Source organism: Pseudomonas sp. MF5691, assembly GCF_016405645.1.
GTDB lineage: Bacteria > Pseudomonadota > Gammaproteobacteria > Pseudomonadales > Pseudomonadaceae > Aquipseudomonas > Aquipseudomonas shahriarae.
On the sequence record NZ_JAEKDC010000005.1, the window covers coordinates 320,029 to 332,918 of the forward strand.

Here is a 12,890-nt window from a genome sequence, read left to right on the forward strand (position 1 = left end):
GATTTTCGGATGACTGAGGTGGATTTCGCGGCGGCCCTGGGCGGATCAGCCATTTACGGAATTGGCGGCCCGTCACCCAGGCAGTTGATTGAAATCAACTGCACCTGCGTCATTAAGAGCGATCAATGGCACTTCCCTTGAGTATTCATGGAGACGGCTATGCATATGACATTTCTCGGTGCTGCGGGCACGGTCACCGGCAGTAAGTACCTGCTGCAGCACCACGACCATCATGTCCTGATCGACTGCGGCCTTTTCCAGGGCTATAAACAGCTGCGGCTGCACAATTGGGATGCGCTGCCGTTTCCGATCGGTGAACTCGATGCGATTGTGCTTACCCATGCCCACCTGGATCACAGTGGCTATCTACCGGTCCTGGTGCGCAATGGCTACCGCGGGCCGGTCTATGCCACGCCTGCGACCTGTGACCTGCTGAAGATCCTGCTGCTAGACAGTGGTCGCCTCCAGGAAGAAGAGGCTGAGTTTGCCAATCGGCATGGCTTTTCCAAGCACAGCCCGGCGGCGCCGCTGTATACCGAACAGGACGCCGAGCGAGCGCTGAAGCTGTTACGGCCGATCGAACTGCATAACAGGATTGAGATCGTCACCGGCATGACCCTCCAGCTGCGCGGCGCCGGGCATATATTGGGCGCGGCCACGGTCGAGGTGGTCGCCGATGGCGTTACGCTTGTGTGCTCGGGAGACTTGGGGCGACCCGACGACCCCTTGATGTTCGCTCCGGAGACCATCGAGCAGGCGGACTACCTGTTGGTGGAGTCGACCTACGGTGACCGCAAGCACCCGGCCGAGCTGCCAGAGGAGCAATTGGCCGACGTCATCACCCGCACCGCGCTGCGCCATGGCATTACCCTGGTACCTTCCTTCGCCGTCGGTCGGGCGCAGTTGCTGATGTACCACTTGTATCGGCTCAAGCAGCAACACTTGATTCCCGATGTGCCGATCTATCTCAATAGCCCCATGGCCACCGACGTCACCACGTTGTACCAGCGTTTTCGCAGCGAACACCGTTTGACCGCGCAGGAGTGCGAAGGCATGTGCCACGTCGTGAAGTTTGTGCGCACCACCGAAGATTCGATCCGCCTGGACCAGCAGCGCACGCCGGCGGTGATTATCGCTGCCAGCGGCATGGCTACCGGGGGGCGGGTGATCCACCACCTCAAGGCGTTGGCCCCCAACCCGATCAATACGCTGCTGGTTCCCGGCTTCCAGGCGGGCGGTACCCGCGGCGCGCAAATTGTCGCGGGGGCTCCTTCCGTGCGTATTCATGGCAAGGAGGTGCCCATCAGGGCCGAGGTGGTGCCGATGCAGTCCCTGTCGGCACATGCGGATGCCGATGAAATCATGCAATGGCTTCGCGGGTTCAAGCAGCCACCGAAACACACCTATGTGGTGCACGGCGAACCCAATGCCTCGGATGTGCTGCGCCGACGTATCAGCCTGGAGCTGGGCTGGTCGGTCTCGGTGCCGGAGTATCGCGATAGCGTCGAACTCAGCGCCACCGATCACCCTTCGAACATATCCGGCTGATAGCAAACAGTCCTTGCCGCTTTACGGCAGGCTCCAGACTGGCCAAGGGGTTGACGCAGCCAGCCGCTGACGCTCGGGTTTTTTCCAGGAGCAGGGCCTCGTTAGCCGTTTGGCCAGTGCCGTCTGGCTGGCGGGCGCGATATATTGTGCAGACCTTGTACCTTGCTCCCGGTCTGAGTGCGTCTGACACGTAACTCACAGAAGACGGAACTGTTGGGTGTCGAGTTCATCGAAGGCTTCATGCTTCGATAAACCCGAAGTTGTCCCGCTTGTCGGATCAAAATATTCCCGGGTGCCCTAGGTGCCAGGGCTTAACGAGGCTTCGTCTTCAGGCTATCGTGTAAATAGCCTGACACCCACTGCAAGGAGCCGCTCGGAACGCCGATGCGCCAAATCTGGAAATCTTTTCGAGCCCTTTATTTCGCCTCCTTGATGATGCTGATCGGCTCCGGCCTGCTCAGTACTTACCTGGCCTTGCGCCTGGCGGCGGATAACGTCGACAGCCTGTGGGTCGGTGCGCTGATGGCGGCCAACTATTTTGGCCTGGTGCTGGGGGGCAAGATCGGGCATCGCCTGATCGCCCGGGTCGGGCATATCCGGGCCTATGCCACGTGTGCCGGGATCGTCGGTGCGGCGGTGTTGGGCCATGGCCTGGTGGATTGGCTGCCGGCCTGGATCGTGCTGCGGATAATCGTCGGCCTCGGCATGATGTGCCAGTACATGGTCATCGAGAGCTGGCTCAACGAGCAGGCCGACGCCAAGCAGCGGGGCGTGGTGTTCAGCGGTTATATGATCGCCTCCTACCTGGGCCTGGTGCTGGGCCAGCTGATTCTGGTCATGCACCCCCAATTGGGGCTTGAGCTGCTGATGTTGGTGGCGCTGTGTTTCGCCCTGTGCCTGGTGCCGGTGGCCATGACTCGGCGTATTCACCCGGCGCCCTTGCATCCGGCGCCCATGGAGCCACGCTTCTTTATCAAGCGCGTGCCGCAGTCCCTGAGTACGGTGTTGGGTGCCGGCCTGATCGTCGGCTCCTTCTACGGTCTGGCGCCGCTGTATGCGGCCCAGCAGGGGTTGAGCACCGAGCAGGTCGGTCTGTTCATGGGTAGCTGCATTTTTGCCGGCCTGCTGGTGCAGTGGCCGTTGGGCTGGCTGTCGGATCGTTATGACCGTGCGCTGCTGATCCGCTGCTTCGCCCTGTGCCTGGCGGTGGCGGCATTGCCGCTGGCGATCATGACTCAGGTGCCGTTGGAAGTGCTGTTTATAGCCGGCTTCCTGTGCTCGCTGGTGCAGTTCTGCCTGTATCCGCTGGCCGTGGCATTTTCCAATGACCATGTCGAAGGTGATCGCCGGGTCTCGCTCACGGCGATGTTGCTGGTGACCTACGGGGTGGGCGCCAGTGTCGGGCCGTTGCTGGCCGGCGTGGTCATGAAGCTGTTCGGCAACCAGATGCTGTATGCGTTCTTCAGCTTGTGCGCCTTGATCCTGGTCTGGCGCATCCGCCCCAAGGCGGTGACCAATCTGCATCAGGTGGACGATGCGCCGCTGCATCACGTGGCGATGCCCGACAGCATGTCCAGCTCGCCCCTGGTGGCTGCCCTCGATCCGCGTGTGGATGAGCAAGTGGTGCAGGACCAGATGCAAACCACCGCGCCGGAACCTGCGCCCGAAGCCGAACCTGACGTGGAGCCACAACCTGAGCCCGAGCCGCCGGAGCATCCGGACCCGGAAGACCACCCCCATGACCTGAGCCGGGCCCGTCCCTGAAACGAAAAACGGGCAGTTCCCCAAGGAACTGCCCGTTTTTTTGTGCCTGTGGTTCGGCGCTTACATATCGTCGTCTTTGTCGAACCGGCGCGCCTCGCGCTGCAGTTGATAGACAAAACGCTCAACCTGACGCTGCACCAGGCCGCTCATGTTGTGGAAGCGCACACCGGCAAAGGTGGTGTTGATCCTTTCTTCAAAGTGCAGGTAACGCAACTCCACCGCCGTGGTCATGCTGCCGAAGGGCAGGGCGGCGATAAAGCGGTCGTAGACCTGGCCCAATTGCAGGCGCTCGGAGATATCACCTTCAAAGCGCAGCTTGCAGCCGGTGGCGGAGATGTCCAGCAACTTGCCGCTGAGAGGCGCCTTGAGTTTCTCGCCGCCCAATTCGATATTCACCAGTTGCGCCAGTTTCAATGCCGCACGAAAGGCATTGCGGCGCTGATGGTAGACCACTTCTTCAGGCAGGCTGCCCTTGTAGATGCGGTGGCCGTCTTTTGTGCCGATGGTCAGGCTGCCATTGCTGTCCCAGGCCACGCGCACGCCTTCGTGGAAACCTTCGATGCGAAATGCTTCGCCATTTTCCAGATAGCGCTCACCTTCGGGCGGGATCATTTCGTCCAGGCTCAGGGTCTTGCTGTCCTTGTCGACATCCACCAGGTAGCTCTGGAAGCGCTGGTTGCGTTCGTGGAAGGTGATGATCAGCGGGTCGTGGCTCTCTTGCAGCAGCCGCAGGGTGCCGGCAATTTCCAGAGGGGTGGTGAGGACCTTGGGTGGCTGCGGAGCATCTTCCGCGTTGAGGGTGTTGAACACGGTTCTTCCATCTCCAGACAAAATACGACTACACGCAAGAACCGGCATTTTGCCAGTATGTGGCGCGCCTTGATAGGGCGCGCGATAAACCGGCGTCAGGCTTGGCTGAGGGTGCTGGGCTTGACCAGCCGTGAGGTGGAGCCCTGGGCGTTATACAGTGCTGGAGGTTCGCCACCGTGGAGGATGCGCAACTGGTTGGCGGTGGTGGCTTGCTGCAGTTGGATCGACTGGCCATTGAGCACATTGGCCTCCTGGCAGCTGATCAACAACTGATTGAGCGCTGCGCTCTGAGCCAGCAACTGGTCACCGACCGATGAATGGCTGGCGAGCTGTTCCAGGCCGCTGTGATCAGCGGGCAGGCCCAGGCTGAGCAGGATCTGGCTGCGTTTCTGGCCGTGTTGTTCAAGCAGGATGATCAGCGATTGCTTGCGTGCCAGGATGTCTTCCAGCACGCGCATATCGCGGCCGCACAGGGCCACGAATTCGTCTTGAAGCAGCTCCAGCAGCTGTTGCGCCGGAGCCAGGTCTTCATTGATCAGTTGCAGCAGATTTTCGTCGTGCATGGCTGGCCTTGGGGTTTAAGCGTCCAAAAGCCTGGCGCAGGCCTTGGCCTAGCGCTCGGCTTTGATGATTTTGCCGGCTAAACGGTCGTTGTCGATCTGATAGCTGCCATCGGCAATCGCCTGCTTCAATTCGGCCACACGGGCTTTATTGACCACCGGCTGATCGCGCAGCGAGTCTGTGATCTTCTGCAACTGTTGAGCCTCGTTGCTCAAATGCACCGATTCGCCACTTTGGGTCGAAGCGGTCTGTTCTGCCTTGGCAGGCAGTGCCGGGGCCTTGGCTTCAACGCTGTCCTTGGCCGCGTTGGTACGCGTGCCGCCGGGCGTTGCCTGGGCGCTGTTCAATCGGCTGAAATCAATGACCATGTTAAAAAACCTCTGGGTATTTGGACGCTTGCCATGTTTTCGGCCATACCCGGACAAACTTTAGGCGCGATCGACAATAAACCTGTACACCGCCAGATCATGCGCACAGTGTAGGAAAAGCCAGCGTCCCACGCCAGTGATCTATAGCGCCACCTCCACTTGGCCAGGGGCTGTTACCCGAGCCTTGATCACACGTTTGGAGTTGAGGTTCTTCACGCGAATCTGCTCGCTCATCCCGCCACTGGCCAGGGCTTCCCCCGGCATTTTCACGTTCAGCCCCCCGCTGCTGGCGGATATCACCACATGGTCGCCCTTGCGCACCACTTCTGCCTGTTCCAGGTGAACCAGGGTGATGACCTGGTCGGTGACCATTGGTCGGGTCAGTTTTTGCCCGACGGCCTGGTCCACGGAGGTGAGGTAACCCTGTCTGATCTGGCTGATGTCCCGTTCGCGCAGGGCCACGTCTTCAAAACCGATGATGCCGGTGCGCTTGAGCGGGCGGGTGACGGTCACCACGTCGCGATACAGGCGGACCTGGGCCGGCACGAACACGGTCCAGGGCGAACTGCCGTCGCAGCGCACGCGCACGGTCACGCGGCCAATGGGCTGGGCGGGGCTTTCCAGGGAGCCTGTCAATTCCTTGTCACACATGGGCATGCGCAAACGCGGGTCCAACTGGTTGACCTGGATTTCATAACGGCCCGGTGTCTGTGTGGTTGCCAGATAATCTTCTACAGTGAACTCAAGAAAGCCTTGAGTGACGCCGATAAGTAGATCAGGCAAGGTGACGTTGTCGGCACGGGCTGCAAGGCCGGTACCCAAGGCAAACAACGCCGTCCAGGCGCAGAGCAATCTGCGGTACTGTGGCGAGCGAAGGCGTCGGGAAACTGTCGTTTTGATGTCCATGGCCAATAAATAGCAAAGCGCGTGCCGTTTTGTGTTGGGTACGCGTCGTACCCGTAAGTTTTGTAGCGTAGGAGTCTGGGCATGGCGGGTGTAATGGATTCAGTGAACCAGCGCACACAGCTGGTAGGGCAGAATCGCCTGGAGTTATTGCTGTTTCGTCTCGATGGCAAGCAGCTCTATGGCATTAACGTCTTTAAAGTGCGGGAGGTGCTGCAATGTCCCAAGCTCACCATAATGCCCAAGTCCAACCCGGTGGTGTGTGGCGTGGCCAACATCCGGGGTGCGACGATTCCGATTCTTGACCTAGCGATGGCCACCGGCTCTTCCGGCTTGCAGGATCGTGAGAGCCCGTTTGTGATCATCACCGAGTACAACACCAAGACCCAGGGTTTCCTGGTGCGCTCGGTGGAACGCATCGTCAACATGAACTGGGAAGAGATCCATCCACCACCCAAGGGCACCGGGCGCGATCACTACCTCACGGCAGTGACGCGGGTCGATAACCAGTTGGTGGAAATCATCGACGTCGAGAAGATCCTCGCGGAAGTGGCACCCACGTCGGAGCAGATTTCGGTGGGGGTCGTGGATGAGCAGACCCAGCAAAAGGCCGTGTCCCTGCGGGTGTTGACGGTGGATGACTCCTCGGTGGCGCGCAAGCAGGTGTCCCGTTGCCTGCAGACCGTGGGTGTCGAAGTGGTGGCGCTCAATGATGGCCGCCAGGCGCTGGATTATCTGCGTAAGCTGGTGGACGAAGGCAAGAAACCGGAAGAAGAATTCCTGATGATGATTTCCGACATCGAGATGCCGGAAATGGACGGCTACACCCTCACGGCCGAGATACGCAACGACCCACGCATGCAAAAATTGCATATCATCCTGCATACTTCATTGTCCGGTGTATTCAATCAGGCGATGGTCAAGAAGGTCGGTGCCGATGACTTCCTGGCCAAATTCCGTCCTGATGACCTGGCATCCCGGGTAGTCGACCGGATCAAATCTGCAGATCACGGCTAGGGGCTTTCTCCCTGGCGGTCACACGAGTTAAGAGGCGGTTTCATTGTCTACGGGTAATTTGGATTTCGAACAGTTCCGGGTATTCCTGGAAAAAGCCTGTGGCATATTGCTTGGTGAAAACAAGCAATACCTGGTATCAAGCCGTCTCAACAAATTGATGGAGCAGCAGGGCATCAAGTCCCTGGGCGAGCTGGTGCAGCGCATCCAGGGCCAACCGCGCAGCGGGCTCAAGGAGATGGTGGTCGATGCCATGACCACTAACGAAACCTTATGGTTTCGCGATACTTATCCCTTCGAGGTGCTCAAGAACAAGGTATTGCCCGAGGCGATCAAGGCCAGCCCTGGCCAGCGCCTGCGCATCTGGTCGGCGGCGTGTTCGTCGGGGCAGGAACCGTATTCGCTGTCGATGTCCATCGACGAGTTCGAGCGGACCAACATGGGCCAGTTGAAGGCAGGGGTGCAAATTGTCGCCACTGACTTGTCCGGCACCATGCTGACCAACTGCAAGACGGGCGAATACGACAGCCTGGCCCTGGGCCGCGGTCTGTCGCCGGAGCGCCTGCAGCGTTATTTCGACCCCAAGGGGGCCGGGCGCTGGGCGGTCAAGGCGCCGATCAAGAGCCGGGTGGAGTTCCGCTCGTTCAACCTGCTGGACAGCTACGCCAGCCTGGGCAAGTTCGACATCGTGTTTTGCCGCAACGTCTTGATCTACTTCTCGGCTGAAGTGAAGAAGGACATCCTGTTGCGCATCCATGGCACGCTCAAGCGTGGAGGCTATCTGTTTCTCGGTGCTTCCGAGGCGCTCAATGGCTTGCCGGATCATTACCAGATGGTGCAGTGCAGCCCCGGTATTATCTACCAGACCAAGTGATGGTTTGAGCCCGTTCTTCAGGACGCGGCAAGCCGTGCAAACAAGGGAGACCCGCAAGGGTCTCCCTTTTTTTGCGCGGGATGTTCCCCCTTCTGGAACTTATGTTTCTCAGCTCGCCACGGATGGGTGGGCAAGTTCCGTTCGTTCAAAACGTAAGCCGTGTTGACGAGGGCGCGAAGTCTTTATCGCCACGTTCACCGGAAGGAGGAGGGTATGGGAAACATTTCGACAGAGCATCGTCCGGGAGGTGCACGTTTTGCGTTCGATCCGGTTATTGAATCGCGGCGTGTGCAGGATCCCCCCGCAGGGGCGGCAAGGGGGTGGGCAGGTTCCAGCCCTATGCCTGGCACTCAGGCGTTCGGGGCGCCGAGCATCAGCTTTTCCCCGGTCAATAGTGGGGTTTCGAGACAGGCTTTTAACTACGACTCTTTTGCCTCCAGTGACTCTCTACCGACAAACGATTTCTCTTCTTTTGGAGGGGGCGATTCAGTCCGTGCCGGACTCAAGGCCGGGAAAGATACCGGGGATGTTTTTGCAGGGTTTTTTCAAGGGCGAAATGGTAACTGCGCCACGGTTTCAGCCATCAAGGCAATGATGGAGCGCTATGGCAAGAAGGAGACCGACCTCTTCAAGGATGTGAAGGAAACCAAGAATGGCTACCACATCACGTTGAAGGACGGCAGTGAGGTGAATTTGACTCGCCAGGAGATGGAGGCGGCAGAGCGTCATGCCGGCTTTAAAGGTAATGATCCTGTGATGAAAAAGACCGCAGTCCTGGCCTATGCCACCAGTGCCAAGAAAGCACAGGAAGCCAACCATGAAAATTCGAAATATGACTTTTCCAAGGCCCTGGACTCTCTTGGCAATGGTGAGCACACCAAGGACGCCTTTATCCGGCTAGGCATGAAGGATCATATTCGGCAGGGGACCGTAAGCGATCTGCAGAATGGCCGGTTGGGCATCATAGAGAAGGACGTTGCGGGGCCCGGTACGGCCCATTCGATGGTGGTGGTTGGAGGAGTAGAGGACCACTGGGGGAGCAAGGGCGGCAGGGTCCAGAGGGGAACCATGACCGGAAACGGCGTCGTATTTAAGGAAAACGTAATCCTTTTGACTTGATGGCGCCTTCAAGGCACGTGATGCCGGCAGTGGAAATCTTGCAAGAAAAGACCTTTGGTTGCTCATCGTCAACCAAAGGTCCCGGCCGGCCATCGCTGGCGGCAACGCCATCGATTATCTCCCCGGCATAAAACGGCAACACCCATTGCCGCTTTCCTGACGTTTCGCGGTCAAGCGTTGCCGCTTTTCCGGCATTGCCACCGGCAATATCTCCCTAAGCCCTTGATTTATGGGCTCTGAAAAACCTGGCATGGCGCTTGCTATAACCCTGTTACAGAAAAGCAGGTCAGCCCCTAAAGGTTTCCGCCATGAGCATCAGCTTCGATAAAGCGCTCGGTATCCATGAACAGGCCCTGGGCTTCCGCGCCCAGCGTGCCGAAGTCCTGGCTAACAACATCGCCAACGCCGATACCCCGAACTACAAGGCTCGGGACCTGGACTTTGCCGCCGTGCTCGCCGCACAGAGCGACAAGACCAAGAACGGCTCCTTCGCCTTGAACATGACCAATAACCGTCATATCGAAGCGCAGGGCCTGAGCAGTGGCGATGAGTCGCTGATGTATCGCACGCCGATGCAGCCGTCGATCGACCAGAACACGGTCGACGCGCAGCTGGAACAATCGAACTACGCCGAGAACTCGGTGAACTTCCAGGCCAGCTTCACCCTGCTCAACAGCAAATTCAAAGGGCTGATGTCAGCCCTGCGCGGAGAATAAGCCATGTCTCTATCCAGTGTTTTCAATATTGCCGGTAGTGGCATGAGCGCCCAGACCACGCGTCTGAACACGGTCGCCAGTAACATTGCCAACGCCGAAACGGTGTCGTCGAGCATCGACCAGACCTACCGCGCCCGGCACCCAGTGTTCGCCACCATGTTCCAGGCCGGTCAGAACGGCGGCAGCGATTCGTTGTTCCAGAGCCAGGATGCCGCTGGCCAGGGCGTCCAGGTGCTGGGGGTGGTCGAAGACCAGAGCAACCTCGACGCGCGCTACGAGCCCAATCATCCTGCCGCGAACGAAAAGGGTTACGTGTATTACCCCAACGTCAACGTGGTCGAGGAAATGGCTGACATGATTTCCGCCAGTCGCTCGTTCCAGACCAACGCGGAAATGATGAACACCGCCAAAGCCATGATGCAGAAGGTCCTGACCCTCGGTCAGTGATAAGGGGCGCTAAAGCATGTCTGTCACTAACGATGTGTCGAGTAATTCGACGATCCAGAGTCTGTTCGACTCCAAGGTCAAGGATGCCAAGTCCACCCAGGGCAATCTGGCCGATACGGCCAAGGCGGCCTCGGGCAACCAGTCCCTGGGCAAGGATGCATTCCTGCAACTGCTGGTCACCCAACTGAAGAACCAGAACCCGCTGTCGCCCCAGGACAACGGCGCGTTCGTGGCCCAACTGGCGCAGTTCAGCAGCCTGGAAGGCATCAACACCTTGAACGACTCGGTGAACACCATCACCGGCAACTATAAGTCGTCGCAAGCGCTGCAAGCGTCTTCGCTGGTAGGGCGCTCGGTGATTATTGAAACCGACAAGGCCCTGGTTGATACCAGCAAGAGCTTTACCGGCTCGGTTGCCGTGGGGGCGTCGGTGGGCAGTGTCACCGTCAAGGTCACCGACAAGGACGGCAAGCTGGTCAAGACCATCGAGCTGGGCGCCCAGAGCGCCGGCAAGTCGGACTTTATCTGGGACGGTAAAAACGAAGCGGGCGAGCAGCTTGATTCTGGCACCTACACCTTCGCAGCCAGCACCAAGAATGACGCCGGTGATTCGGTCTCCCTGAAAACCTCGCTGCCGGCCACGGTCACCAGCGTGACCTTGAGCCAGACCGGCGGCGAAATGCTGCTCAATCTTTCTGGCGGCATGGGCAGCATCAAGCTGTCGCAAATTCAGACTATCGGTACATAGAGCCGGCTAAATACGGCAAGAGGAGAGAAACATGTCTTTTAATATCGGCCTTAGCGGCCTCTATGCGGCCAACAAACAACTGGACGTGACCGGCAACAACATCGCCAACGTCGCGACCACCGGTTTCAAGTCGTCCCGCGCAGAATTCGGCGACATTTATGCCGCGTCCCGCCTGGGCACCGGCAATAAAACCATCGGCACCGGCGTGAACCTGGCGGCCGTTTCCCAGCAGTTCACCCAGGGTGAAGTCAACGGCAGCGGCGGCGTGCTGGACATGGGTATCCAGGGCGGCGGCTTCTTCGTGCAGAAGGGCAGCGACGGTTCGCTGGAATACACCCGTAATGGCTCGTTCCAGGCGAACAAGGACGGCTACATCACCAACAACACCGGCACCTCGCGCCTGCAGGGCTATGCTGCCGATGAAGATGGCAAGATTTCCAAGAGCGGCCTGACCGATCTGCGGATCAACCTGTCCAACCTGCCGCCTAAAGCGTCGACCAAGGTTGACTCCAGCAGCAACCTGAACTCCTCCAAACCGGTAATCGACCAGACGACCAACCCGTTTGACCCGACTGTAGCGAGCTCGTTTACCGAGCAGTACGGCACCACCTTGTATGACACTCAAGGCAACGCCCATGAGATGGTGCAGTACATGGTGAAAACCGGCTCCAATACCTGGAACTCCTACACCCTGATCGACGGACGTAACCCTGACGGTACGCCGCTCAAGGGAACCGGTGCGGTTGCTCCGGTGGCCTCCACGGTGACATTTGATACCTCAGGCACCTTGACGGGGATCATTACCCCGCCAAGCACCGTATCCAATACCACCCTGACCATCAGCGACTGGAAGCCGGGCGTCATGGAAAATGGCGTGTGGAACCCTGACAACGGGGCTGCTGCCAACCCGGGCGGTATCGCGATCAACATGTCCGACATCACTCAGTACAACTCGGCCAGCTACCGTAACCCGCCGATCACTGATGGCTATGCCACCGGCGAAATCACCGGGCTGAAAATCGACGGCAGCGGTGTGCTGTTCGCCACCTTCAGCAACCAGCAGAGCAAGGCCATTGGCCAGATCTCCCTGGCCAGCTTCAACAATGAGCAAGGCCTGCAGCCTGCCGGTGGCACCACCTGGAAAGAAACCTTTGCCTCGGGCCAGCCTGGCTACGATACACCGGAAGCCGGGACCCTGGGCTCGATCGTGGCCAACTCCCTGGAGAACTCCAACGTCAACCTGACCAATGAGCTGGTGGACCTGATCAAGGCCCAGAGCAACTACCAGGCGAACGCCAAGACGATCTCCACCCAGAGCACCATCATGCAGACCATCATTCAGATGACGTGATGCGCTAGCGCTGGACAAGAAGCCCCTCGGAAGAGGGGCTTTTTTGTGGGCGTTGGAAAATCCCCCGCGACGCGTCAGGTAACGCGGTGAAATCCTTAGGAAGGAACACGCCGCTTCTGCCTTGCCACTGATTGGTCCAGAGCCCTGCGGGCTCATCCATCAGGGGGGCTGAGAATGTGGAGTTCAGGGGTGTCTGCGCCAGGTGCTGGGCGCGCAATGTTTGTACCTGCAGCATCAAGTGTGCCATCGCCTGCCCAGTCCGTAAGCGCAGAGTCTACGGTCACGACGTCGCTGCGCCAGATGTTCGATGCTGAGCAAGGCGCCAGGACCCAGACGGTTCAGGATCTACGCGACAAGTTGAATGCGCTGCGCGAGAAGCTGGGTGACGAGAAATTCAAGGAAATTCTCAACAGTGAGATCAAAGACGCTGATGACAAGTTTTTTGAGTTTCTCAAGCGGTTGCTGGAGGAATGGTTTCCCGAGGATGTAGCACCACCGACCCCGCCACTTCTTGGTGTTGGCTGGATCTGTATCGCTCCTTCGTCGTGACACTCTTCCTCCAGCAAACGCTTGACAGAAGCAAGAGACCTGTCATCTGGCTCTTTGATCTCGCTGTCTACAACTACCTTACGTATGCATACACCCCGCTTCTCGCGCAGTGACTTCA

General features: G+C 58.8%; 14 protein-coding genes. 10 read left to right on the top strand and 4 right to left on the bottom strand.

Annotation, left to right across the window (positions count from 1 at the left end):
* Nucleotides 1–159 precede the first annotated feature (159 nt).
* The gene (locus JFT44_RS10710) at nucleotides 160–1,548 is read left to right on the top strand and encodes an MBL fold metallo-hydrolase RNA specificity domain-containing protein (protein WP_169990015.1); all 1,389 of its coding nucleotides are present in this window, start codon (nucleotides 160–162) and stop codon (nucleotides 1,546–1,548) included.
* 384 nt (nucleotides 1,549–1,932) lie between these two features.
* Nucleotides 1,933–3,312, top strand: coding sequence for an MFS transporter (locus JFT44_RS10715; protein ID WP_057439693.1), 1,380 nt, complete (start codon nucleotides 1,933–1,935; stop codon nucleotides 3,310–3,312).
* A 60-nt stretch (nucleotides 3,313–3,372) separates the two neighbouring features.
* Here the strand turns inward: JFT44_RS10715 and JFT44_RS10720 are convergent, their stop codons facing one another.
* From JFT44_RS10720 to flgA, 4 genes are all read right to left on the bottom strand, one after another.
* Nucleotides 3,373–4,122 carry a flagellar brake protein gene (locus tag JFT44_RS10720; protein ID WP_120733932.1) on the bottom strand — a complete coding sequence of 250 codons (750 nt, stop codon included), beginning with the start codon at nucleotides 4,120–4,122 and terminating at the stop codon, nucleotides 3,373–3,375.
* Nucleotides 4,123–4,217: 95 nt separating this feature from the next.
* On the bottom strand, nucleotides 4,218–4,685 hold the full coding sequence (locus tag JFT44_RS10725; protein ID WP_057439691.1) for a flagella synthesis protein FlgN: 468 nt from the start codon (nucleotides 4,683–4,685) through the stop codon (nucleotides 4,218–4,220).
* Between the two features lie 48 nt (nucleotides 4,686–4,733).
* Entirely contained in the window at nucleotides 4,734–5,051 is a 318-nt protein-coding gene (gene flgM / locus JFT44_RS10730; RefSeq protein WP_057960432.1) for a flagellar biosynthesis anti-sigma factor FlgM, read from the bottom strand.
* A gap of 141 nt (nucleotides 5,052–5,192) precedes the next feature.
* Nucleotides 5,193–5,957, bottom strand: a complete 765-nt coding sequence (gene flgA / locus JFT44_RS10735; RefSeq protein ID WP_057960431.1) for a flagellar basal body P-ring formation chaperone FlgA — start codon at nucleotides 5,955–5,957, stop codon at nucleotides 5,193–5,195.
* An 81-nt stretch (nucleotides 5,958–6,038) separates the two neighbouring features.
* Here flgA and JFT44_RS10740 point away from each other — a divergent pair, with 81 nt between their 5' ends.
* The 8 genes from JFT44_RS10740 to JFT44_RS10775 all read left to right on the top strand — a co-directional run bounded on the left by JFT44_RS10740 (nucleotide 6,039) and on the right by JFT44_RS10775 (nucleotide 12,772).
* The gene (locus tag JFT44_RS10740; protein ID WP_057439688.1) at nucleotides 6,039–6,971 is read left to right on the top strand and encodes a chemotaxis protein CheV; all 933 of its coding nucleotides are present in this window, start codon (nucleotides 6,039–6,041) and stop codon (nucleotides 6,969–6,971) included.
* 43 nt (nucleotides 6,972–7,014) lie between these two features.
* Nucleotides 7,015–7,842 carry a protein-glutamate O-methyltransferase CheR gene (gene cheR / locus JFT44_RS10745; RefSeq protein ID WP_198830623.1) on the top strand — a complete coding sequence of 276 codons (828 nt, stop codon included), beginning with the start codon at nucleotides 7,015–7,017 and terminating at the stop codon, nucleotides 7,840–7,842.
* A gap of 213 nt (nucleotides 7,843–8,055) precedes the next feature.
* A complete protein-coding gene (locus tag JFT44_RS10750) occupies nucleotides 8,056–8,961 on the top strand; it encodes a hypothetical protein (protein ID WP_198830624.1) in 906 nt (301 codons plus the stop codon).
* A gap of 308 nt (nucleotides 8,962–9,269) precedes the next feature.
* Nucleotides 9,270–9,677 (top strand): flagellar basal body rod protein FlgB, encoded by a 408-nt coding sequence (gene flgB / locus JFT44_RS10755; RefSeq protein ID WP_057439685.1) that lies wholly within the window; start codon nucleotides 9,270–9,272, stop codon nucleotides 9,675–9,677.
* 3 nt (nucleotides 9,678–9,680) lie between these two features.
* Nucleotides 9,681–10,124 carry a flagellar basal body rod protein FlgC gene (gene flgC / locus JFT44_RS10760; RefSeq protein WP_029294486.1) on the top strand — a complete coding sequence of 148 codons (444 nt, stop codon included), beginning with the start codon at nucleotides 9,681–9,683 and terminating at the stop codon, nucleotides 10,122–10,124.
* Between the two features lie 16 nt (nucleotides 10,125–10,140).
* Nucleotides 10,141–10,872: a flagellar hook assembly protein FlgD gene (flgD, locus tag JFT44_RS10765; protein WP_198830625.1), complete on the top strand. Its 732-nt coding sequence runs from the start codon at nucleotides 10,141–10,143 to the stop codon at nucleotides 10,870–10,872.
* A gap of 31 nt (nucleotides 10,873–10,903) precedes the next feature.
* Nucleotides 10,904–12,223, top strand: a complete 1,320-nt coding sequence (flgE, locus tag JFT44_RS10770) for a flagellar hook protein FlgE (protein WP_057960428.1) — start codon at nucleotides 10,904–10,906, stop codon at nucleotides 12,221–12,223.
* Nucleotides 12,224–12,439: 216 nt separating this feature from the next.
* Nucleotides 12,440–12,772, top strand: a complete 333-nt coding sequence (locus JFT44_RS10775) for a hypothetical protein (protein WP_198830626.1) — start codon at nucleotides 12,440–12,442, stop codon at nucleotides 12,770–12,772.
* Nucleotides 12,773–12,890 lie beyond the last annotated feature (118 nt).

Coding starts and splice junctions, on each gene's coding strand:
- JFT44_RS10715 (WP_057439693.1), top strand. CDS start 1,933: ATGCGCCAAATCTGGAAATCTTTTCGAGCCCTTTATTTCGCCTCCTTG.
- flgB (WP_057439685.1), top strand. CDS start 9,270: ATGAGCATCAGCTTCGATAAAGCGCTCGGTATCCATGAACAGGCCCTG.
- flgD (WP_198830625.1), top strand. CDS start 10,141: ATGTCTGTCACTAACGATGTGTCGAGTAATTCGACGATCCAGAGTCTG.
- flgA (WP_057960431.1), bottom strand. CDS start 5,957: ATGGACATCAAAACGACAGTTTCCCGACGCCTTCGCTCGCCACAGTAC.
- JFT44_RS10710 (WP_169990015.1), top strand. CDS start 160: ATGCATATGACATTTCTCGGTGCTGCGGGCACGGTCACCGGCAGTAAG.
- JFT44_RS10750 (WP_198830624.1), top strand. CDS start 8,056: ATGGGAAACATTTCGACAGAGCATCGTCCGGGAGGTGCACGTTTTGCG.
- JFT44_RS10740 (WP_057439688.1), top strand. CDS start 6,039: ATGGCGGGTGTAATGGATTCAGTGAACCAGCGCACACAGCTGGTAGGG.
- JFT44_RS10725 (WP_057439691.1), bottom strand. CDS start 4,685: ATGCACGACGAAAATCTGCTGCAACTGATCAATGAAGACCTGGCTCCG.
- flgM (WP_057960432.1), bottom strand. CDS start 5,051: ATGGTCATTGATTTCAGCCGATTGAACAGCGCCCAGGCAACGCCCGGC.
- JFT44_RS10775 (WP_198830626.1), top strand. CDS start 12,440: ATGTTTGTACCTGCAGCATCAAGTGTGCCATCGCCTGCCCAGTCCGTA.
- flgC (WP_029294486.1), top strand. CDS start 9,681: ATGTCTCTATCCAGTGTTTTCAATATTGCCGGTAGTGGCATGAGCGCC.
- flgE (WP_057960428.1), top strand. CDS start 10,904: ATGTCTTTTAATATCGGCCTTAGCGGCCTCTATGCGGCCAACAAACAA.